The organism is Caulobacter sp. HMWF025, assembly GCF_003060965.1.
In the GTDB taxonomy this organism is placed as follows: Bacteria; Pseudomonadota; Alphaproteobacteria; order Caulobacterales; family Caulobacteraceae; genus Caulobacter.
This window is the reverse complement of record NZ_QAII01000024.1, coordinates 1-20,568: the sequence shown is the minus strand read 5'-3', so window position 1 is coordinate 20,568 and position 20,568 is coordinate 1. Positions and strand designations below refer to the sequence as shown.

Sequence of the window (20,568 nt, the reverse complement as noted above, 5' to 3'; positions counted from 1 at the left end):
TTGCGCCGCATGCGGTCAATTGACCGGGCGGCGCAAAATGCTTGCTCGATTCAGAGGCGATGTGTAGAAAGTCAGCATGAACACGGCGCGCGCCCACCTCCTTCTTCGGCTTATCAGCCCCTGGGCGCTCTAGGGCCACGCATCGTCGTGGCCGGGCGCGCAGGGGATGATCCTTCTCCGCCGCCCCGAACGCATACCCATTCCGACGAGTAATTTCATGACCACCGCAGGCACCGGCGCTTTCGACAAGCGCGAGAACGTCGTCATTTTCGACACCACCATGCGCGACGGCGAGCAGTCGCCCGGCGCGTCGATGTCCCACGACGAAAAGCTGGAACTGGCCAAGATCCTCGAGGAGATGGGGGTCGACATCATTGAAGCCGGCTTCCCCATCGCCTCCAACGGCGACTTCGCGGCTGTCCATGAGATCGCCAAGATCGTCAAGAACAGCACGATCGCCGGACTGTGCCGGGCCCACCAAGTCGATATAGACCGCTGCGCCGAGGCCCTGAAGCCGACCCAGCGCGGCCGCATCCACGTGGTCATCGCCACCAGCGACCTGCACATGAAGCACAAGCTGCAGATGGAGCCGGATGCCGTCATCGACGTGATCGCCCGCTCGGTGGGCCACGCCCGCAACCTGCGTGACGATGTCGAGTGGTCGGCGGAGGACGCGACCCGCAGCGACCGCCAGTTCCTGCGCCGCGCTATCGAAACGGCCATCAAGGCCGGGGCCACGACGATCAATCTGCCCGACACGGTGGGCTACACCTATCCGTCGGAATATGCCGACCTGTTCAGCTGGATGGTCAACAATGTCGAGGGGGCCGACAGGGTCATCTTCTCGACCCACTGCCACAACGATCTGGGTCTGGCCGTGGCCAACAGCCTGGCCGGCGTTCAGGGCGGCGCGCGCCAGGTGGAGTGCGCCATCAACGGCCTGGGCGAGCGGGCCGGCAATGCCGCGCTCGAAGAGATCGTCATGGCCCTGAAGGTGCGCGGCGACCGGCTGCCCTACCAGACTGGCATCGATACGACGCACATTACCCGGGCCAGCCGCTATGTCTCGGCCATCACCGGCTTCCCGGTACAGTACAACAAGGCCATCGTCGGCAAGAACGCCTTCGCGCATGAGAGCGGCATCCACCAGGACGGGATGCTGAAGAACCGCGAGACCTACGAGATCATGACCCCGGAATCGGTCGGCCAGGCGCCGTCCAGCCTGGTCATGGGCAAGCACTCGGGCAGCCACGCCTTCCGCGCCAAGCTGAAGGACCTGGGCTACGAACTGGGCCAGAACGCCCTGAAGGAGGCCTTCGGCCGCTTCAAGGACCTGGCCGACCGCAAGAAGCACGTCTACGACGACGACATCATCGCCCTGGTCGATGATGCCCTGGCGCGGGGCTCGGAAAAGATCCGCGTCCAGCATCTGCGTGTCGTGGCCGGCACCGAAGGTCAGTCGGCCGAGCTGACCCTGGATGTCGACGGCGAGTCGCGCACCGCGGAAGCTACCGGTGACGGCCCGGTCGATGCGGTGTTCAACGCCATCCACAAGATCGTGCCGCACAGCGCCGCCCTGCGCCTGTTCCAGGTTCATGCGGTGACCGAAGGCACCGACGCCCAGGCCCAGGTCTCGGTCCGTCTCGAGGAGGACGGCCGCATCGCCACGGGTCAGGCGGCGGATACCGACACCCTGACCGCCTCGGCCAAGGCCTATGTCAACGCGCTCAACAATCTCTTCGCCCGCAAGGAAAAGACCAAGCCGGAGACGGCGATCGCCAGCGGCTTCTAGGCGCTGAGGCGCTCGCGCGCCTCCATTCCTTTGCCACATCACGCGGGTGATCCCGTTGTCGGTGCGCGACGGGCCGCGCCGGCCTGCGCGATCCCACGAAAGAGCGTCAGATGACCTCGACCCCCGTCTCGACGAACTCCGCGTTCGCCGACAATGCCGCTGCCTTGCCCGCGTCCTGGCACCAGATAGGCTCCCGCACGGCCGCCCTGGGTTTTGATATGCCGTCCGAGCCGGACACCGGCACCATGCTGCGACTGCTGGCCGCGTCCAGGCCCGGGGGACGGCTTCTGGAACTGGGGACGGGAACGGGGCTGGCCACAGTCTGCCTGGCGGCGGGCATGGCCGCCGACTCCACCCTGGTCAGCATCGACATCGACGAGCGTATCCAGGCCGTGGCGCGTGAGGCCCTGGCCCATGATCCGCGTATTCGCTTCGTGATCGCTGACGGTCTCGACTTTGTTCGAGATCAGCCGGCGGGAAGTTTCGACCTGATCTTCGCCGACGCCTGGCCGGGCAAGTATGACGGGCTGGACGAAACCCTGGCGCTGCTGCGACCCGGCGGCCTGTATGTTGTCGATGATATGCTGCCCCAGCCCAACTGGCCGGCCAATCATCAGGCGCGGGTTGATGACCTGACCGCGCGCCTGAAAAGCCATCCCGATCTGGCGACCGCCAGCCTGTCCTGGGCTTCGGGCCTGATCATAGCGGCGCGACGGTCATGATCTGGATTCCCATCACAGTCGCAGCAGCGGCTTTCCAGGTGGCGCGCAATGCCGCCCAGCGCTCGATCATGGGCGGGGCGGGGCCCTGGGGCGCGACCCTGGTCAGGTTTCTGTTCGGCCTGCCGTTTGCCACGGCGTTCGCGGCCGTGGCCTGGATCTCGACCACCGGCGCTGTGGCCCATCCCGTGCCGTGGTTCTGGCTGTGCTGCGCGGCCGGTGCCGCCGCCCAGATGGGGGCCACGGCCGCGCAGCTGGTGGCCATGCACCGCTCGACCTTCGCCCTCGGCACGGCCATGCAGCAAAGCGGCCTGCCGTTCGCGCTGGTCTGGGGCGCGCTGCTGTTCGGCGACAGGATCAGCGCCCTGACCTGGTCGGGCGGCCTGGTGGCCAGCGCGGGCCTTGCAATCCTGACCTGGCCGAGGGGCGAGGTGGTGATGCGGCGCGGGGCGGTGCTGGCCGGTCTGGGATCCGGGGCCCTGTTCGCCTTCAGCGCCAACTGCTTTCGTCAGGCCAGCCTCACCTTCGATCCGGCGCATCCCGCCGCTTCGGCCTTTGTCACGGTCATGATTGTTCAGGCCTTGCAGACCGTGGTGCTGACCAGCTTTCTGGCCGTCCGGGACCCGAGCGCCCTGAAGGCGGTGGCCGCGGCCTGGCGGCAGTCCCTGGGGGCCGGCTTCTGTGGCGCCGCCGCCTCCGGCCTGTGGTTTACGGCGATGACGCTGACCCCCGTAGGGGCCGTTCGCGCGGTCGGTGTGGTGGAAATGCCGATCGCCGCCATCGCCGGAAATCGCCTCTTCGCCGAGCGTTTTACGGTGTTGCAGATCGTCGCGGGACTGATCACAGCGGTCGGCGTGGTGATGGCCGCCCTGGGCCAGATTTCGCCATGATCAGGCCCCTGCACCCCGTCTTTGCAAAAGCCTTTCGCGGCACCGCGAATAGACCTTGAAATCAACGCTTTCGCAGGGCAAACGGGCATCGTCGACGCGCCTTGGAGCTGTCTGACGACGGCGCGGCCATGGGGCGGCGCATCCGTCGTGGTCCAGGGCGGGGAGACCCGGGCGAGACGGCGATTCCGAGGAATCATGCTGTCCTGTTCCGGCGGTGGTTCGGTAGACTTTCACGCCTGCGCGTCGTGAACTTAGCCCTGAACTACTTTCATGTTGAAATACAACGTCTTGCCCCTCTATCCCTCAGTCAGGGCTTTCAATGTTTTCTTCCCTCTTCGGCGTGATCTCCAACGACATCGCCATCGATCTCGGCACCGCCAACACCCTGATCTATATGAAGGGCAAGGGGATCGTGCTGAACGAACCGTCGGTCGTGGCGCTGCGCAATGTCGGCGGTCGCAAGATCGTCCACGCCGTCGGGATTGAGGCCAAGCAGATGCTGGGCCGCACGCCGGGTCACATGGAAGCCATCCGTCCGATGCGGGACGGGGTCATCGCCGACTTCGAAGTCGCCGAAGAGATGATCAAGTATTTCATCCGCAAGGTTCACAACCGCAAGGGTTTCGTGAATCCGAAGGTCATCGTCTGCGTGCCGTCAGGTGCCACAGCCGTCGAACGCCGCGCCATCAATGACAGCTGTCTGAACGCCTCGGCCCGCCGCGTCGGCCTGATCGACGAGCCGATGGCCGCCGCGATCGGTGCCGGTCTGCCGATCCATGAGCCGACCGGTTCTATGGTCGTCGACATCGGCGGCGGCACCACCGAGGTGGCCGTGCTGTCGCTGTCGGGCATCGTCTATTCGCGCTCGGTCCGCGTCGGCGGCGACAAGATGGACGAGGCGATCATCAGCTACATGCGCCGCCACCATAACCTGCTGATCGGCGAAACGACCGCAGAACGCATCAAGAAAGAAATCGGCACCGCCCGCGCGCCGGCTGACGGCGAAGGCCTGTCGATCGACGTCAAGGGTCGCGACCTGATGCAGGGCGTGCCGCGCGAGGTGCGCATCAGCGAAAAGCAGGCCGCCGACGCCCTAGCCGAACCGGTCGGGCAGATCGTCGAGGCCGTGAAGGTCGCCCTGGAGGCCACCCCGCCGGAGCTGGCTTCGGACATCGCCGACAAGGGCATCATGCTGACGGGCGGCGGCGCGCTGCTGCGCGGCCTCGACGCCGAGATCCGCGACCACACCGGCCTGCCGGTGACGGTGGCCGATGATCCGCTGTCGTGCGTGGCCCTGGGCTGCGGCAAGGTGCTCGAGCATCCCAAGTGGATGAAGGGCGTCCTCGAATCCACCCTGGCCTAGACGTCTCATCCTGACCGGCACCTTGGGGGTGCCAGGAGAACTTGTTCGTGGTCTTTCGCGAAGGTCCCCTCGGCGACCTGAAAGTGCCGCTCACCTGGACCGCGGCCGTGGCGTTGATCGTCGCGGCCGTGATCGCGGTGGCGTTCCTGCTGGCAGACCGCCGCGAGACCCTGCAGGACCACGCCTATGGCGTGACGCGCCAGACCGTCGATGTCGTCGCCAAGCCGGTGAGCGGCGCGATTGCGGCACCGGGGCGCTGGACCGGCCTCGGTGTTGATTTCTTTCGCGGCTATCTCTTCACGGCCTCGGAAAACCGCCGGCTGAAGGCCGAGCTTTCCGAGATGCGCCAGTGGCGCGACCGGGCCCTGGCGCTGCAGGACACCAATGATCGCTACAAGGCCCTGCTGGGCCTGCGGACCGATCCGCCCATTCCGATGGCCTCGGCCCGCGTCGTCAGTGACAGTCGGGGCCCATTCGCCAATACCCGGCTGGCGGATGTCGGATCGGAGAAGGGCGTTGTCGTCGGCAACCCCGTTCTCAACGAGCGCGGCCTTGTGGGGCGTGTGGTCGGCGTTTCGACGACGACCAGCCGGGTCCTCCTTCTGACAGACATCGCATCGCGCACGCCGGTGATGATCGACCGCACGAATGCGCGCGCGATCCTGACCGGCGACGGCGGGCCCAATCCCAAGCTGGAATACCTCCGGGGCGTCGATCCCATCCAGCAGGGAGACCGGGTCGTGACTTCCGGCGACGGCGGCGTGGTACCGCGCGGCCTGCCGGTGGGCGCGGCCGTCAAGGGGCTGGATGGCCGCTGGCGGGTGGTGCTCTTCGCCGATGATGCAGCGATCGACTTCGTCAGGATCCTGCTGTTCAAGGACTTTGCGCAACTGGCCGACGAAAAGCAGCTACTGACCCGCAGTCTTCCGCCGGTGACGACCGAGGACCCCCAGGCCTCCATCCTCGGGCCGGTTCCCGCCGCCCGGACAGGCGCGCCTTCGAAGCCGGTTGCCATCCGTCCGGCTGACGCGCCGCAGACCTCGCCGAAGCCGACCCTGCCCAAGCCGGTGCCGCCCCCTGCGCCAGAGGCCGCTCGATGAGCCTCGGCGGCGCTCGTCCCCTCAATCCGTTCCGCTGGCTGGGCGGCCCGCTTCTGGCCTGTGTCATTGCGACCATGCTCTTTTCAGCACCGATCCGGGTCTGGGGACTGCATTTGCCGGAACCGGTGTTTGCTGTCGTGCCCGCCTTTGCCTGGGCGCTGATCAGACCCTCCATTCTCGCGCCCTTCGCCATCCTGCTGCTCGGGTTGTTCCTGGACCTGTTCTGGGGCGGACCCACCGGCTTGTGGGGGCTTTCGCTTCTGGTGGCCTATGCCACCGTGCTGGCGGCGCGCAACATGATGACCGGCCAGAGCCGTGCGATGATGTGGGTCTGGTTTGCCGGGGTCACGGCCGTCGCCATGGCTGCAGGCTTTCTGTTTTCCATGCTCGACAGCCTCGCCACACCCAGCCTGATCGGGGTGTTCTGGCAGTTTCTGGCCACCGCGCTGCTGTTCCCCTTTGCCCATCGTCTCGTCGATCGTTTCGACGATGCCGACGTAAGGTTCCGCTAGGATCATGAGCGAACCCTCGATCCTGTTTTTTGAAGTCAATGAGCGCCAGGGGGTGTTTCACCGCCGCGCGTTCCTGATGGGCGGGCTGGCCGGCGCCGGGCTGCTGGCGCTGGGCGGGAGACTGGCGCAACTGCAGCTGGTCGAGGCGCAGCGCTATCAGAAGCTGTCAGCCGGCAACCAGTTCAACTACCGGCTCATGCCGCCGCCCCGGGGACTGATCCTCGATCGTAACGGAACGCCGCTCGCGTCGAACCGTCCGAACTTCCGGCTCCTGGTCACCAAGGACAAGGACCTGGATGCAGAAGCGGTTCTGGATGACCTTGCCAAGCTCGTGCCGATCGACGGCACCCGCCGGGCCCGGATCCTGAAAGATCTGGATCGCGCCCCGCGCAAGGCCCCGGTGGCCGTGATGGAGGATATGAGCTGGGAGGAATTCTCCCGGGTTAATATCCGGGCGCCGGAGCTGCCCGCCGTGACCGCCGACATGGGCGAGGTTCGCGTCTATCCGTTCGGCGGGGCCTTCGCCCACGTGATCGGCTATGTCGCCAAGGTCTCGGACCGCGACCTGGAGGCCGCAAAGGACGATCCGTCGCAGGATCAGGACCTGTTGCACCATCCGGGCTTCCGGATCGGCAAGCAGGGCGTTGAGAAGGCTTTCGACCAGGACCTGCGCGGTCGGGCCGGGGCCACCAAGGCCGAGGTCGATGCCCAGGGGCGGGTCGTGCGGCTCGATCCGGAAGGCGACATCCGGCCGACGCCGGGCAAGGAGATCCGGCTGACCCTGGATGCCGACATCCAGAACCGGGCCCTTGAAGTCATGGGCGAGGAGAGCGGAGCCATCGTCATGATGGACTGCCGCAATGGCGACCTGCTCTGCATGGTCTCGGCCCCCAGCTTTGACGCCAACCGTTTTGTCCGGGGCCTCAGCGGAGCCGAATACAAGGCCCTGGCGGAGTACGAGCGCAAACCCCTGCTCGACAAGTCCATGACCGGCACCTATCCGCCGGGATCGACCTTCAAGCCCACGGTCGGGCTGGCGGCCCTGTCGGCCGGGATCGATCCCGAGATCCGGATTCACTGCCCGGGCAGCTGGAACTATGGCGGCCGCACCTGGCGCTGCTGGGAGCCCGGCGGGCACGGTTCGCAGAACATGCACGAGGCGATCAAGAACTCGTGCGACGTCTATTTCTACCAGACCGCGCTCAAGATGGGGCCTGACGCGATTGCACGAGCGGCTCGGTCGATGGGCTTTGGCCAGACCTTCGACATCGGCATTCCCGGTCAGAAGAAGGGCATTGTGCCCGATCGTGAATGGAAGAAGCGGGCCTTCAAGAAAAATCCGGCCAACCAGATCTGGTTCCCCGGCGAGACCCCCAGCTACGGGATCGGGCAGGGCGCTCTGACCGTCAATGCCCTGCAACTGGCCGTCATGACGGCGCGGATGGCCAATGCCAAGAAGGCTCTGGTCCCGCGCCTGATCAAATCGGTCGGCGGGGTCGAGCAGCCCAGTGGCGCATCCGTGCCCGACCTGCCGTTCCCGGCCGAGCACCTGGAGTATGTGCGGGGCGGCATGGCGGCCGTGGCCAACGATGTTCGCGGCACGGCCTACAGGCAGAGCCAGCTTGGCCTCGGCGACGTCCAGATGGCCGGCAAGACCGGCACGGCCCAGGTCCGCAGCTATGACGGGGTCAAGAACCGCAAGGGCTATGCCACGACTTGGCGTCTGAAGGACCACAACCTGTTTGTGGCCTTCGCGCCCTATGACGATCCGCGCTATGCGGTGGCCGTTATCATCGAGCATGGCGGCCTGGGCGGAGCCACCGCCGGTGCGCCGCGCGCCCGCGAGGTCATGCGCGTGGCGCTGCTGAAGGATCCCGAGATCCGCGCCCGCATTGAAAAGCCCATGCCTTTGCCGGATGCGCCGCCCGAGGACATTGTCGAGGGTGCGGCACCGGAAGATCCGGTCGTGACGCCGCTGCCTGCGACCCCTGATCAAGGACCCCGCACATGACCCTCAGCGGCGGCCTCAGCCGGCCCGGTGAGCGCGACCGGCCGATCATCAAGTTCATGGAGATCGACTGGACGTTCTGTCTGGTCCTGTGCCTGATCGCCGGCTCCGGCGCGCTGATGCTCTTTTCCATCGCCGGGGCCTCCTGGGAGCCCTGGGCGGCCCGGCACCTGGTGCGGTTCGGCATCTACTTCGTGATCATGGTCATCCTGGCGATGGTCGACCTGCGGATCTGGTTCAGCATCGCCTACCCCGTCTATCTTGTCGGGCTGGCCCTGCTGGTCGCCGTTGAGGTCGTCGGCGATGTCTCGCTGGGCGCCCAGCGGTGGCTGTCGATCGGGTCGTTCCGCTTTCAGCCTTCGGAGGTGATGAAGATCGGCCTCGTCCTGGCGCTGGCGCGCTACTATCACGGCCTCTCGGCCGACAGCGCCCGCTTTTCCTGGCGGCTGCTCGTCCCTGCCGCGATGATCGGGGCACCGGTGCTGCTGGTGGCGCACCAGCCGGATCTGGGCACGGCGGTTCTGATTGCCGCCACAGGCCTGGCAATCGTCGTCCTCGCTGGCCTGTCATGGCGCGTGATCCTCACGGGCGTCATCGGCGTGCTGGCAGCGATCCCGCCCTTTGTGCTGTTCGTGCTGCACGACTACCAGCGCAACCGCATCCTGACCTTCCTGAACCCGGAACAGGACCCGTCCGGCAACGGCTACCATATCCTGCAGTCCAAGATCGCACTGGGCTCGGGCGGGCTGCTGGGCAAGGGCTTCGGGCTGGGCTCGCAGAGCCAGCTCAACTTCCTGCCCGAGAAGCAGACCGACTTCATCTTCGCGACGCTCGCCGAGGAGTTCGGCTTCCTGGGCTGTTTCGGGGTCCTGTTCCTGTACGGGACGGTGATCTTCATGGCCCTGCGCATCGCCTCGATCAGCCACAGCCATTTCGGCCGTCTGGCGGCTGCCGGCACGATTGCGACGTTTGCGCTCTATGTTCTGATCAACGGGGCCATGGTCATGGGTCTGGCGCCGGTGGTCGGGGTGCCGATGCCGATGCTGTCCTATGGCGGCACCGTCATGCTCACCGTCATGATCGGTTTCGGCCTGATCCAGGCCGTGCGCGTTCACCGCTATACCGAGGTTACCAGCGGCAAGGGCTCGTTGATGTAGTCGAAGCCGGCCGGCGGCGAACGTCGCCGCCGGGGTCGTGCCTCAGCTTACAAGCGCAGCGTCGGTGGCGCGCACCAGGCCGTCGATGATGCCCGGCTCCGTCGAGGCGTGACCGGCGTCCCAGACAATCTCGAAGCTCGCTTCCGGCCAGGCCTTGTGCAGGCTCCAGGCACTGTCCAGCGGCGTGACCACGTCGAACCGGCCCTGAACGATCCAGCCCGGGATCTGACGGATGCGGTCGATGTTCTTCAGAATCCAGCCGTCGTGTTCGAAGAAGCCCTTGTTGGTGAAGAAGTGGCATTCGATCCGCGCGAACGCGACGGCGAAGTCCTCTTCATTGAACTTTGAGGGGCGGGCCTCCGGGCCCCGGAGCGAGATGGTATCGCCTTCCCACTGGCTCCAGGCTGCCGCGGCCTCACGCTGGACCCGGCGGTCCTGGGCGACCAGGCGCCGGTGATAAGCCGCCATCAGGTCGCCGCGCTCATCCTTGGGGATCGGGGCCAGGAACCGCTCCCAGGCGTCGGGGAACAGCATCGAGGCCCCCTCCTGGTAGAACCAGCGCAACTCCCTGTCCGTCAGGAGGAAGATCCCCCGCAGGACCAGACCTTCGACCCGTTCGGGGTGCTTGATCGCATAGGCCAGGGCCAGGGTCGAACCCCACGAGCCGCCGAACACCGTCCATTTCTCGATACCCAGATGCTCGCGCAGCCGCTCGATATCCTCGATCAGGCTCCAGGTGGTGTTGTCATCGAGGCTGGCATTCGGGCGCGACTTTCCGCAGCCGCGCTGATCGAACAGGGCCATGCGCCATTTGGCAGGATCGAAGAACCGGCGCATGGTCGGATTGATCGCGCCTCCCGGGCCGCCATGCAGGATCACGCAGGGCTTGCCGCGGGGGTTGCCGCATTCCTCATAGTAGATCTCGTGCGGACCGCCCGTCGGCATCCAGCCGAAGGCATGGGGCTCGACCTCGCGAAACAGGCCGCGGCGGCCGACGGAAGACATGACGGAGGAGGGGGAAGAACGGTCCATGGCCGATCCTACAGCGCTTCAAGGCCTGCTGTGAACGCCTGATCGCGCGAACCGCCCCGCCTGCAAGTGGCGGGACAAAGCTTACAATGCCGGGGTGCGCCCGGCCTGCGACTTGCTATGATTGAGCATGGACTCGCCTGAAGACCTTTCCGACGAAGAACTGCTGGCCATGCTCACGCCGCAGCAGTTGGCGCAGCTGGACCGCACCATCGGCGAGACGTTCTCTGACGGCGGTGTTGACCGGGCCGAGGCCCTGTTTGCGCTGGCCCAGGTCTATTCGATGCGGGCCGCTCAACGCGACGAGACCTCGGCCCTCGCCCTGTTGCAGCTGGCTGCGGCCATGCGCCGGCGCGCGGAAGACATCGCCAGCCGGACGGCCTGAGCGCTCAGCCCGGAAAGCGGCGGGTGAGCCAGTCGATCAGGATGCGGTTCACCTCGTCCGGCTTTTCCTGCTGGGTCCAGTGGCCGCTGCCCTTGATCAGCACCTTCTCGAGATCGGCGATCTGCTCACCCATGCGATCGCACAGGGAAGGGGGCAGCACGACGTCCTGCTCCGCCATCACCATAAGGCAGGGGATCGCATCGATCGTCCGGGGCAGGTCCACCGAACGTTCCCAGTTGCGGCTGAAGTTCCGGTACCAGTTGATCCCGCCCGTAAACCCCGTTCGCGTGAAGCTCTCGGCAAAGACGGCGATTTCCTCCGGCCGCAGGAACTGCAGGGGATCATTGGCCGGATCGTAGCGCGCCAGCCCCTCCTGAAGCGCCAGGCTCCGGCGTTCTGCAGGGCGGGCCTCGAAGGCCTCGACGCTGTCTCCCGGCGCGCGCATGAAGAAGCGGATGGTCTTCTCCGGATCGGCCCCCAGCTGCGCATCGGCGATCGCTGGCTTCTGGAAATGGACGATGTACATCTCGTCGCCATAGGCCTGCCGGTACATCTCGATCGGATCCAGCGGCAGGCGCGGGGTGAACGGAGTGTTCAGGCCGATCACGCCGGCCACCCGTCCGGGATGTAGCAACGGCATGGCCCAGACGATGATGCCGCCCCAGTCGTGTCCGCAGAACACGGCCCTGTCGATGCCCAGATGGTCGAGCAGGCTGACGAGATCACCGGTCAGGTGGTCCATGTCATAGGCTTCGACCGGAGTCGGGCACTCGGTAAGACCATAGCCGCGCTGGTCCGGAACGATGACCCAGCGCCCCGCTGCCGCCAGGGCGGCGATCTGGTGACGCCACGAGTATGAAAACTCGGGAAACCCGTGACACAGGACGATCGGAACGCCGGTTCTGGGTCCGGCCTCGTAATAGGCCATCCGGATGCCGTTGACCGTTGCGAAGTTCGGCCCGGGCATGGGCGGAGCGAGCGGACGTTCCATCTGACCCTGCATCGACAACTCCCGCTCTTTTTCCAGCCCTATATGATTGCTGATCACCGTGGCCCTGCTTTGGAGCGGGGGCAAGTCCGATAGGGCGTTCTCAGCGCATCAAACGGTTGTAGAAGGTCCGCCATGACCGCCGCTCAGCCCGCTGCACCCATCCCCTGGAAACTGGTCTTTCTGCTCGGGGCCCTCACGGCCTTTGCGCCGATGTCGATCGACATGTACCTCTCGAGCCTTCCGGCGATCGGCACCGCCCTGCACGCGGGGCCCGAACAGACCCAGGCGACGCTCGCAGCCTTTTTTGCCGGGATGGCGATCGGACAGTTCGTTTATGGCCCGGCGTCGGATCGACTGGGTCGACGGGGGCCGATCCTGCTGGGGGCGACGATCTACACCCTGGCGTCGGCAGCCTGCGCGCTGGCCCCGACGATCGAGGTCCTGATCCTCTCCCGTTTCGTCCAGGCGCTCGGCGGGTGTGCCGGTGCCGTTGTGGCCCGCGCCGTGGTGCGCGACCGGTTCAGCCATGCGGATACGGCCCGCGTCCTGTCGACCATGACGCTGATCATGGGACTGGCCCCGGTTCTCGCCCCGCAGCTGGGCGGCGTGATCCAATGGATCGCCGGATGGCGGGCCGTGTTTGCGGTCCTCGCCCTGTTCGGCCTGGTGATTGTGGTCTGGGTCACCCTGGGGCTGAAGGAGTCCCGCTCGGCCCAAACCGCGGCCCTGGCCAGGTCGGAAAATCCGGTCAGGGCCTTTGTGGCCCTGCTGCGCCAGAGGCGACTGGTGGGCTACATCCTGGCGGGCGGACTGAACGGGGGCGTGCTGTTCACCTATATTGCCGGTGCGCCCGATCTGATCATGGGGACCTATGGCCACTCGCCCCTGGTCTTCAACCTGATCTTCGCCCTGAACTCGGTCGGCATCATCGGGGCCAGCCAGCTCAATCGGGTCTTCCTGCGGCGGTCGACGCCGGATCGGGTCCTGGTTCGGGCCAGCGTCGCTTCAGTCGCCATGGCCTCGCTTCTGGGCGTCGCGGCCTGGACCGGCATCGGCGGGGCCTGGACCCTGCTGCCGCTGCTTTTCCTCAGCCTCTCGACCTACGGTCTCATGGGCGGCAACACGACGGCAGGCGCGCTCAGTGTCGACCCCAAGCGGGCCGGATCGGCATCGGCCCTTCTGGGCGGTGCCTGGTTTGGCTTCGGCGCACTGCTGTCGTGGATCGGAGGGCACTTGCACGACGGCACCGCCCGGCCGATGACCAGCCTAATGTGCGCATGCCTCGTCGGATCCGCGCTGGCGATCTTTTTTGTCGCCGTCCCGCGCGGAGAAAAGGCTCCGGCTCAGGCCTGAGCTTTTGCGGGGCGGAGGGTAAAGGCGCGCCAGGCCAGAACCAGCCAGCCCAGCATGAAGGCCCCACCGCCGACCGGGGCGACCGCCCCCAGGATTTTGGGGGCTCCAAAGGCCAGGGCGTAGAGCGAGCCCGAGAAGAGCAGGGTGCCCAGGAAGAACAGGGCCGCCACGGGACCCATGCTGCGGACGCCCGCTCGCCGGAGCCCGAGCGCCGCGAGAACCGCAAGCGCGTGGTACATCTGGTAGGTCGACCCCGTGTGCAGCCAGTCGATCACCTTGGGCGAGGTCACGCCATGCGCCGCGAAGGCACCCATACCCACCGCACACAATCCATTCAATGCCGCCAGCCCAGTCCAGGTCTTCGGAGTCCAAAGGGCCATACGATTGACGTTCCGTCACGGTTGCATTGATCAGCCCTGACATTACCGTTGTTCATCTGTCCGTAAAGCCGCCCCGTCAGAGGGCCCAGGCGCGGACGAACGGGAGGACGGCATGGCGCTTACCTGGGGCGACGACTACCCGATCCATCAAACACCCGAGCCCGTGGCCTATGCGGGCACGGATCGGAACTTTTATGACCGCTATTTCTTCAATGGGTACGCCCCCAGCGGTGACGGCCCGGACCTTTTCTTCGCTGCGGCCTTCGGAATCTATCCACACCTAAATATCGCCGACGCGGCCTTCTGCGTCATGAAGGACGGAAAACAGGTCAATCTCCATGCCAGCCGCTGGCTGAACATGGAGCGGATGGACCTGCGAGTCGGCCCCATCTCCATTGCGGTTCTCGAACCGCTTCAGCGCCTGTCCCTGTCTGTCGAAGCCCCCGCAGAGGGCATTCGCGCCCATATCATCTTCGAAGGCCGTGCATTTCCCGTCGAGGAGCCGCGCTTTGTCCGCCGCAACGGGCCGCGGACCTTCATGGACTACACCCGTCTGACCCAGAACGGCCGCTACAGCGGCTGGATCGAAGTCGATGGGGTTCGCTCGGATCTCGCCGGCTTTGTCGGAACGCGCGACCGCTCGTGGGGCGTTCGCCCGGTTGGCGCGCGCGACTCCCAGGACCTGGCGCCGCCGGTCCTGCCGCAGTTCTTCTGGCTGTGGTCGCCGTGCAACTTCGAGGATGGCGGACTCTTCTTCCATACCAATGACGACGAGCTGGGCCGGCCGTGGAACCGTCGCGCCCTCTGGCTCGGCGATGGCCAGAAGGAAAGTGACAACGGGGGGTTCGAGGCGATCGATTTCGCCATCGACTGGCGCTCGGGGACCCGCCACGCCCGGTCGGCGACCCTGGACTTCGGCTCCAGTGGCCAGGTCAGGATCGAGCCCCAGTCCGAATTCTTCATGCTGGGCCTGGGGTACGGGCATCCCAAGTGGGGTCACGGCCTGAACCATGGCCAGAGTGCCGTCGAGCGCGAGGACTTCGAGACGGCCACAATCGACCGGCGGATGCCGCATCACCTCCATATCCAGGCCCTCAGTCGCGTAACCTTCATCGCGCCGGACGGCCAAACCCGCGTTGGGCGTGGAGTGTTTGAGCAGCTGGCCATCGGGCCCCATGCCCCTTCGGGCTTTTCATCACTGCTGGATGTTGCGCCATGACGCTTGCCGAGCGCCTCGAGCGCTATCTGACCCGCTACTGGGACACGCCGACCGAGGTCTCGAACCTTTCCCGCATCCCCGGGGGAGCCAGTCGCGAGACCTATCGTTTCGACGCGCTGGTGAAGGGCCAGACGCGACCGCTCATCCTGCGCCGTGATCCGCCGGGGAGCCTCATCGATACCGACCGACGGCTGGAGTTCCTGGCGTTCCAGTCCTTTCACGGTCGGGCCCCGGTGCCGGAACCCATCGTCCTCGAGGCCGAGGGCACGGAGCTGGAGCGGCCGTTCTTCATCATGAGCCGTGTGGATGGTGGAGCGGCGGCCTCGCCCTTTACCGTCGATCCCTACGGAGAGCATGCCCAGGCCATTGGCGAGGCCTTCTTCGGGGCGCTCGGGGCTATCGCGGCGGTCGACCCGTCAGAGCTGCCGCTGGGGGCTGCCGCCGCCTCGCCGGACCCGGCCGAATGCTGGCGCGTGGCGCTGGATGAGTGGGCGGGCGTGATCGAGGCGGATGAACAGCATCCCCAGCCCATCGTCCGGGCCGCGATCCGCCGTTTGCGGCGCGCTCCGCCACCGCCACCAGTCGCCGTCCGGGTGGTGCACGGCGATTATCGCACGGGCAACTTCCTTCATGACGGGCAGGGGAAGATCCTGGCCCTGCTCGACTGGGAAATGGCCCATATCGGCGACCCGCTGGAAGACCTGGCCTGGGCCATCGATCCGCTCTGGAGCCACTACGACACGGCCCGGGTGGCCGGGATGCTGCCGCGCGCCGAGGCGCTCGACATCTGGTCGCGAACCAGCGGACTGCCCGTCGATGCTGCCGCCCTGGCCTGGTGGGAACTGTTTTCGGCGGTGAAAGGCCAGGCCATCTGGACCTCGGCCGCGCGCGAGTATCGCGATGGTGGCTTCAAGGACCCGGTGCTGGCCATTTCGGGCTGGTACACGGCCCGCCGTCACGACGAAATCCTGGCTGAACGCCTGATGCGCCTGGAGGGCCTGTCATGACCCCGAGTCTTCCCGACATCCTGCTGGGCAACTTCCTCTGCATGGCCGAGGCCCCGCCGCCGGAGTCCGCCGGCGAGTTCATGGCTGGAAAGGTCGGCGTTGTCGCGCTCCTGTCGCTGCTCGCCGCCCAGGAGGCGGAACGGGGCAGCGCGGCGCGGGTCTGGGAGAACGCCACCCTCCGCGCCCTGCTGAACGCGGCGGCTCCGGACTATGGCGCGCATCTGGCCGAGGCGGCCCGGGCCGAGGATGGGGATCTCTCACTCGGCAGCCTGGACCGCGCGAATGCGACCTTGCGGCGGGCCCTGATCGGCCTGCACGAGGCCGTTGAAGCCGCGGGTGACGTTCAGCGGGATCACGCGATCCTGCGGCTCTACGGGCAGATGGCCCACGCCCGTCGACTGGACATGCCGCCTCTGCCCGGGCGTTGACCCTCTAGTTCTTGTGCCGCGCGTGGCGGGCCAGTTCGTCGGGTCCGATATCGATCATGCTGGGGACCGCCGCGTTGTAGGCGGCGGTCTTGTCCAGATCCATCACCACGCTGCGGTGGCCCTGCCAGATCATGTGGGTGGCGACGTAGAACACGATGGCCAGGCCGACAAAGCCGATCCAGCGATGCTTGTGCAGCAGGTTGGCGATCGCCGAGGCGGCGAGGCCCATCAGCACGATGGAGAGCAGCAGGCCGAACACCAGGATCGCCGGATGTTCGCGCGCCGCGCCGGCCACCGCCAGGACGTTGTCGAGCGACATTGAGACGTCGGCGATCAAAACCTGCAGGAAGGCCTGCTTGAAGCTCTTGGCCGGACGGGGACCAGGCTCGGTGGTCGGGTCGCCGTCGATCGAGGCCATGGCATCGGCCTGATCATGGGTGGCCTGCTCGCGCAGTTCACGCCACATCTTCCAGCAAACCCAGAGTAGCAGCACGCCCCCGGCCAGCAGCAGCCCGATGACGCCCAGCAGCCAGGTCGTGATCAGGGCAAAGCCGATCCGCAGCACAACGGCTGCACCGAGGCCATAAAGAATGACCTTGCGGCGTTCCTTGACCGGCAGGCCACCGGCAGCCAGTCCCACAGCCACGGCATTGTCGCCGGCCAGGACCAGATCGATCATCAGAACTTGCAGGAAGGCCAGAACCGGGCCGTTCAGCCCGCCCGCCTGGGCGATCAAAGCGTCAAACATGCTGCTTCAATGCGACAGGGCGAGCGGCGTTGCAAGCGGGGGTCAGTGCGCGGGTTCCAGTTCACGCGCGCTCTCGGTCGAAGCCGGCCCTGCGGCCGCTGTTTCGGCTTCAACGGGCTCGGCGACGGACGGAACCGTGACCGTGGCCAGGACCGGCGGTGCGGTGGCGGCGATCATCGGATTCACATAGGCCTCGGCCGCCACGGGAGCTGCCACCAGAACAGGCGACACCGCAGCCTCGGGCTCGGGCGGGGTCTGCGCCATGGCACCGACGGCTTCCGCTACGGCCCCTTCGGCCGCTTCCACGGAAGGGGCCTCAGTCACAAGTGAGACCGCTTCAGCGACAGGCTCATTCACCACCGGAGCCAGAACGACCGGCGTGGCCGTGGGCGGCAGTTCCGGTTCCACGGCGAGGGCCTCGGTCACGATCGAGACCGGCTCGGCAACGGGCTCGTCCACCACCGGAGCCAGAACGACCGGCGCGGCCGCAGGGATCAGATCCGACTTGATGATGAACGGGTCTTCCCCGGCGGGTGTTTCAGCGGCGGAGGACGTCGCAAGCTCGTGGGCCAGCACCGTCGTCGTCGCAGCGCCGGCGGCGGCCGCAGCCACCATCGGGCTGACGAAGCTGACCGGAGCCCCGCCCGGCGGGGCGGGATCGAGTTCAGGCGCGCTTTGTCCACTGGTGGAAAGCGTGCGGAACTTGCGCCGTTTCGCGTCGCGCTCGCGATTGGCGGCGGCGGCCCTGGCCAGCAGGGCCAGGATGGCGACGGCCAGCAGAACCAGCATGCCGCCGACAACGGCCTTCAGCGGGGCCTTGACGCCGCCCGGCAGGGTCACGTCCCGATTGAGCGACGCCAGGCCGAGGCGGTCCAGCAGTCCGCCCGCTGACGCCTTGCTCTTTTCAACGAGCGGCGCGACGCGCTTGGTGATCTCGCCGAGCGTGAACGACTGCGGGGTTTTGGTTCCGTTGAGTTCGACACCAAACTGGGTCGTCAACTGACCCTTGGGCTCGGCCCCCGGCTTGACCTGCCAGGCAAAGGTGGTCGGCTCGCCCGGCTTGATCACGGCCGTCTGACGGCCGTTGGGGGTCACCTCATAGCCTTCGCCCTCTAGCTTGGCATAGGCGCTGGAGGTCTTGGCAGCCTTGCGGAGGCCAAGCTTGGCGGCTTCGGCCTTGATCCGGTCCGCCAGGGTCAGCGGCAGGGACAGGGTGACCTGTCCAGCCTCGCCCTTGCCCAGGCTGTCGGCCGTGGTCAGGGTGGCTTCCTTGGTCACCGCAGGCGCGAGCGTGGCCTGCAGCGATTGTAGCTTGGTGAGCGGCTTTTCAACCACCGGCTTGGTCGGCGCGACCTTTGCGGTGGCGAGTACGGGCGGCGCGGGGGCCTTGGTCAGCGGCACGGTCGCCTTGGGCGGCGTTACGGCTTTCAGGGGCGCCGGCGGTGCGGCCACGACCTTGGGCGGCGGCGCAGCCGCTACCTTGATCGGCTGCGGTGCTGGCTTGGCTGCGGCCTTCGATGGCGCTGCGGCGAGTTGCACAGGCTTGGCCGCCGGCTTGGCGGTCGCAGGCGTGCTCCGCGCGGGGGCATGACGGACGGGGTGTGCCGCTCGCGGATTGGCGATCGGCTTCATGGCAGTCACCAGGGTCCCGTCGGGGCGCCGCCAGGTCTTCAGCGATCCTGACTGGGCCGGGATGGCCATGGGGGCCGGGCTTGCAGGCCCGGCTTCTGCGGCAGGAATGGCGGCGACATCGATCGGCGCTGACGCCGTCGCGCCGCCGAGGAGGCCGTCCTGCGCGCTGGACGCATCCGGTGCCGGCGCAGCGCCAAGCAACTCGGGCGGTGCAGCGGGTGCCGACTCGGCGACCGCCTCGGGAGGCGGCGGGGCGGAAGCCACGGGCTCGCCGCCACTGCAGCCGCCCAGCAGCAGAACGCCTGTCGCTGTCGCGCCCAGAGCTCCTAAACGCACGTTACGTCCAAACATCGGGTCCCCCGATCCCATGTCAGAAAGCTCCGAAGGCCAAGCCCGCGAAGCACTGCGATATCTAGACCATGCAGTTGCGACGAAATCAAAACGGTTAACGCCGTTTTACAAACTGATTTCATCCCCGGGGCGAACTCTTGCCGCCTCATAGAGCGCGATCGCCGCCGCCGCAGACACATTCAGGCTTTCAAAGCCCCCAGGCATGGCAATTTTTCCCATGGCATCACAGTGTTCTGCGACCAGCCGACGGACGCCTTCGCCTTCGGAACCCAGAACGAGGACCGTCGGTCCGCCGTCGAGCACGACATCGAGGGTCTGTTCGGCCTCACCGGCCAGTCCGATGGCGCGCCAGCCCATCTCGGCCAGTTCTTCCAGCGCCCGCGACAGGTTGACGACGTGGGCATAGGGGATCTTGTCGACGGCCCCTACGGCGGTCTTGGCCAGCACCCCCGACAGGGCCGGGGCGTGGCGGTCCTGCAGGATCACCCCGCGCACGCCGAAGGCGGCGGCCGAGCGGAAGATGGCCCCGACATTCTGCGGGTCGGTGATCTGGTCCAGCATCACCAGGACGCCCCGGGCCGGTGTGCCCAGTTCGGCGACCGACAGGGATTCGGGCGGGTCGATCTTCAGGGCCAGACCCTGGTGAACCGCACCGGACGGCAGGTGCCGGGCGATCTCGCTGTTCTCCAGCACCTGCAGACAGGGCAGCTTCGCCAGATTCGGCGCGAGTCGTTTGGCCCGTTCCGCAGTGACCAGAAGACGCTTCGGAGCGGGTCTCGCGGGGTTCGCCAGAGCCGCTTCAACGGCGTGAAAACCCCAGATCCAGTCCTTTTCGTCGTTTGCGCCCTTGGAAAAGCCGTGTGGTTTCCGTGGCTTGGAACGAAAATCGCGTCCGGGCTCAGAAGGCTTCCGGCGGTCGTTGCGTTCGGAATGAGAGGACACTATAAGACGCGCTCCGATTTGGGGCCCTGAGGGTTTCCGCGAGCCAGGACGGCGCTGCTTTAGCACCGTCCACCCCGGCTCAAGGAAGCTTTTGTTCCTTTTTCACGACAGGCGGTTCGCCGAGGGTCGTGAAACAGGAAAGGTCGCATTGAGGTCTCTCTACGCGCGCTGGGGGAATGTCCCGAGTGGCAAAGGGGGGGGACTGTAAATCCCCTGGCGTACGCCTTCGCAGGTTCGAGTCCTGCTTCCCCCACCACGCGCGTGAGAGCTCCCTCGAGGCGGTCGATACGGGTTTCAAAGCCAGAACCGGGAGCCGACGCGACCCCGCAAGCTAGGCGGGTATAGCACAGTGGTAGTGCAGCAGCCTTCCAAGCTGAGGATGCGGGTTCGATTCCCGCTACCCGCTCCAGCTCCCCTATATATGACGACCCACATTCATAGCCGCCGGCGCGAAGGTAGAGACGATGGCCAAGGAAAAGTTCGAACGTAACAAGCCGCACTGCAACATCGGCACGATTGGTCACGTTGACCATGGCAAGACGACGCTGACGGCTGCGATCAC

20 protein-coding genes and 2 tRNA genes are annotated in these 20,568 nt (G+C 66.5%); 16 read left to right on the top strand and 6 right to left on the bottom strand.

The window, feature by feature from the left end; translation table 11 throughout:
- Positions 1-217: 217 nt before the first annotated feature.
- From DBR10_RS02980 to rodA, 8 genes are all read left to right on the top strand, one after another.
- Positions 218-1,792, top strand: a complete 1,575-nt coding sequence (locus DBR10_RS02980; protein WP_108505435.1) for a 2-isopropylmalate synthase — start codon at positions 218-220, stop codon at positions 1,790-1,792.
- Positions 1,793-1,902: 110 nt separating this feature from the next.
- Positions 1,903-2,514 carry an O-methyltransferase gene (locus DBR10_RS02975; protein WP_108505434.1) on the top strand — a complete coding sequence of 204 codons (612 nt, stop codon included), beginning with the start codon at positions 1,903-1,905 and terminating at the stop codon, positions 2,512-2,514.
- Positions 2,511-3,401, top strand: coding sequence for a DMT family transporter (locus DBR10_RS02970; RefSeq protein WP_108505433.1), 891 nt, complete (start codon positions 2,511-2,513; stop codon positions 3,399-3,401). Before DBR10_RS02975 ends, DBR10_RS02970 begins: the two co-directional genes overlap by 4 nt.
- Before the next feature lie 319 nt (positions 3,402-3,720).
- A complete protein-coding gene (locus DBR10_RS02965) occupies positions 3,721-4,764 on the top strand; it encodes a rod shape-determining protein (RefSeq protein ID WP_004623009.1) in 1,044 nt (347 codons plus the stop codon).
- Positions 4,765-4,811: 47 nt separating this feature from the next.
- Positions 4,812-5,864, top strand: a complete 1,053-nt coding sequence (gene mreC / locus DBR10_RS02960) for a rod shape-determining protein MreC (protein WP_108505442.1) — start codon at positions 4,812-4,814, stop codon at positions 5,862-5,864.
- Positions 5,861-6,376, top strand: a complete 516-nt coding sequence (locus DBR10_RS02955; protein ID WP_108490679.1) for a hypothetical protein — start codon at positions 5,861-5,863, stop codon at positions 6,374-6,376. Before mreC ends, DBR10_RS02955 begins: the two co-directional genes overlap by 4 nt.
- Positions 6,377-6,380: 4 nt before the next feature.
- On the top strand, positions 6,381-8,387 hold the full coding sequence (gene mrdA, locus DBR10_RS02950) for a penicillin-binding protein 2 (RefSeq protein ID WP_108505432.1): 2,007 nt from the start codon (positions 6,381-6,383) through the stop codon (positions 8,385-8,387).
- A complete protein-coding gene (gene rodA / locus DBR10_RS02945; RefSeq protein ID WP_108505431.1) occupies positions 8,384-9,541 on the top strand; it encodes a rod shape-determining protein RodA in 1,158 nt (385 codons plus the stop codon). The genes mrdA and rodA overlap by 4 nt, the downstream gene beginning before the upstream one ends.
- Positions 9,542-9,583: 42 nt before the next feature.
- On the opposite strand, the gene pip is transcribed toward rodA, so the two are convergent.
- Complete coding sequence (pip, locus tag DBR10_RS02940) at positions 9,584-10,573, bottom strand: prolyl aminopeptidase (RefSeq protein WP_108489747.1); 990 nt, start codon at positions 10,571-10,573, stop codon at positions 9,584-9,586.
- Positions 10,574-10,700: 127 nt separating this feature from the next.
- On the opposite strand from pip, the gene DBR10_RS02935 reads away from it, so the two are divergent.
- A complete protein-coding gene (locus DBR10_RS02935; RefSeq protein WP_218278478.1) occupies positions 10,701-10,955 on the top strand; it encodes a hypothetical protein in 255 nt (84 codons plus the stop codon).
- 4 nt (positions 10,956-10,959) lie between these two features.
- Here the strand turns inward: DBR10_RS02935 and DBR10_RS02930 are convergent, their stop codons facing one another.
- Positions 10,960-11,946, bottom strand: coding sequence for an alpha/beta fold hydrolase (locus DBR10_RS02930; RefSeq protein WP_369831724.1), 987 nt, complete (start codon positions 11,944-11,946; stop codon positions 10,960-10,962).
- 132 nt (positions 11,947-12,078) lie between these two features.
- Here DBR10_RS02930 and DBR10_RS02925 point away from each other — a divergent pair, with 132 nt between their 5' ends.
- Positions 12,079-13,299 carry a multidrug effflux MFS transporter gene (locus DBR10_RS02925; RefSeq protein WP_108505430.1) on the top strand — a complete coding sequence of 407 codons (1,221 nt, stop codon included), beginning with the start codon at positions 12,079-12,081 and terminating at the stop codon, positions 13,297-13,299.
- Here DBR10_RS02925 and DBR10_RS02920 read toward each other — a convergent pair.
- The gene (locus tag DBR10_RS02920; protein ID WP_369831723.1) at positions 13,290-13,613 is read right to left on the bottom strand and encodes a DUF423 domain-containing protein; all 324 of its coding nucleotides are present in this window, start codon (positions 13,611-13,613) and stop codon (positions 13,290-13,292) included. The genes DBR10_RS02925 and DBR10_RS02920 overlap by 10 nt on opposite strands.
- A gap of 178 nt (positions 13,614-13,791) precedes the next feature.
- Here DBR10_RS02920 and DBR10_RS02915 point away from each other — a divergent pair, with 178 nt between their 5' ends.
- The 3 genes from DBR10_RS02915 to DBR10_RS02905 are packed head-to-tail and all read left to right on the top strand — an operon-like array spanning position 13,792 to position 16,333.
- Positions 13,792-14,898, top strand: a complete 1,107-nt coding sequence (locus DBR10_RS02915; protein ID WP_108505428.1) for a hypothetical protein — start codon at positions 13,792-13,794, stop codon at positions 14,896-14,898.
- Positions 14,895-15,905: a phosphotransferase family protein gene (locus tag DBR10_RS02910; RefSeq protein ID WP_108505427.1), complete on the top strand. Its 1,011-nt coding sequence runs from the start codon at positions 14,895-14,897 to the stop codon at positions 15,903-15,905. Before DBR10_RS02915 ends, DBR10_RS02910 begins: the two co-directional genes overlap by 4 nt.
- Positions 15,902-16,333 (top strand): hypothetical protein, encoded by a 432-nt coding sequence (locus DBR10_RS02905; protein ID WP_108505426.1) that lies wholly within the window; start codon positions 15,902-15,904, stop codon positions 16,331-16,333. Before DBR10_RS02910 ends, DBR10_RS02905 begins: the two co-directional genes overlap by 4 nt.
- 4 nt (positions 16,334-16,337) lie before the next feature.
- Here DBR10_RS02905 and DBR10_RS02900 read toward each other — a convergent pair whose 3' ends face one another.
- From DBR10_RS02900 to rlmB, 3 genes are all read right to left on the bottom strand, one after another.
- Entirely contained in the window at positions 16,338-17,081 is a 744-nt protein-coding gene (locus tag DBR10_RS02900) for a TerC family protein (protein WP_108505425.1), read from the bottom strand.
- A gap of 42 nt (positions 17,082-17,123) precedes the next feature.
- Entirely contained in the window at positions 17,124-19,064 is a 1,941-nt protein-coding gene (stpX, locus tag DBR10_RS02895; protein WP_146184157.1) for a stalk-specific protein StpX, read from the bottom strand.
- Between the two features lie 105 nt (positions 19,065-19,169).
- Positions 19,170-20,006 (bottom strand): 23S rRNA (guanosine(2251)-2'-O)-methyltransferase RlmB, encoded by an 837-nt coding sequence (gene rlmB / locus DBR10_RS02890; protein ID WP_108505423.1) that lies wholly within the window; start codon positions 20,004-20,006, stop codon positions 19,170-19,172.
- Positions 20,007-20,176: 170 nt separating this feature from the next.
- On the opposite strand from rlmB, the gene DBR10_RS02885 reads away from it, so the two are divergent.
- The 3 genes from DBR10_RS02885 to DBR10_RS02875 all read left to right on the top strand — a co-directional run.
- A tRNA-Tyr gene (locus DBR10_RS02885) sits at positions 20,177-20,262 on the top strand.
- Between the two features lie 79 nt (positions 20,263-20,341).
- Positions 20,342-20,415 (top strand) — tRNA-Gly (locus DBR10_RS02880).
- Positions 20,416-20,470: 55 nt separating this feature from the next.
- Positions 20,471-20,568: GTP-binding protein (locus DBR10_RS02875; protein ID WP_199225306.1), on the top strand; the 98-nt coding region annotated here is incomplete at its 3' end.

Coding starts and splice junctions, on each gene's coding strand:
- DBR10_RS02980 (WP_108505435.1), top strand. CDS start 218: ATGACCACCGCAGGCACCGGCGCTTTCGACAAGCGCGAGAACGTCGTC.
- DBR10_RS02975 (WP_108505434.1), top strand. CDS start 1,903: ATGACCTCGACCCCCGTCTCGACGAACTCCGCGTTCGCCGACAATGCC.
- DBR10_RS02970 (WP_108505433.1), top strand. CDS start 2,511: ATGATCTGGATTCCCATCACAGTCGCAGCAGCGGCTTTCCAGGTGGCG.
- DBR10_RS02965 (WP_004623009.1), top strand. CDS start 3,721: ATGTTTTCTTCCCTCTTCGGCGTGATCTCCAACGACATCGCCATCGAT.
- DBR10_RS02955 (WP_108490679.1), top strand. CDS start 5,861: ATGAGCCTCGGCGGCGCTCGTCCCCTCAATCCGTTCCGCTGGCTGGGC.
- mrdA (WP_108505432.1), top strand. CDS start 6,381: ATGAGCGAACCCTCGATCCTGTTTTTTGAAGTCAATGAGCGCCAGGGG.
- rodA (WP_108505431.1), top strand. CDS start 8,384: ATGACCCTCAGCGGCGGCCTCAGCCGGCCCGGTGAGCGCGACCGGCCG.
- pip (WP_108489747.1), bottom strand. CDS start 10,573: ATGGACCGTTCTTCCCCCTCCTCCGTCATGTCTTCCGTCGGCCGCCGC.
- DBR10_RS02935 (WP_218278478.1), top strand. CDS start 10,701: ATGGACTCGCCTGAAGACCTTTCCGACGAAGAACTGCTGGCCATGCTC.
- DBR10_RS02930 (WP_369831724.1), bottom strand. CDS start 11,946: ATGGAACGTCCGCTCGCTCCGCCCATGCCCGGGCCGAACTTCGCAACG.
- DBR10_RS02925 (WP_108505430.1), top strand. CDS start 12,079: ATGACCGCCGCTCAGCCCGCTGCACCCATCCCCTGGAAACTGGTCTTT.
- DBR10_RS02920 (WP_369831723.1), bottom strand. CDS start 13,613: ATGGGTGCCTTCGCGGCGCATGGCGTGACCTCGCCCAAGGTGATCGAC.
- DBR10_RS02915 (WP_108505428.1), top strand. CDS start 13,792: ATGGCGCTTACCTGGGGCGACGACTACCCGATCCATCAAACACCCGAG.
- DBR10_RS02910 (WP_108505427.1), top strand. CDS start 14,895: ATGACGCTTGCCGAGCGCCTCGAGCGCTATCTGACCCGCTACTGGGAC.
- DBR10_RS02905 (WP_108505426.1), top strand. CDS start 15,902: ATGACCCCGAGTCTTCCCGACATCCTGCTGGGCAACTTCCTCTGCATG.
- DBR10_RS02900 (WP_108505425.1), bottom strand. CDS start 17,081: ATGTTTGACGCTTTGATCGCCCAGGCGGGCGGGCTGAACGGCCCGGTT.
- stpX (WP_146184157.1), bottom strand. CDS start 19,064: ATGTTTGGACGTAACGTGCGTTTAGGAGCTCTGGGCGCGACAGCGACA.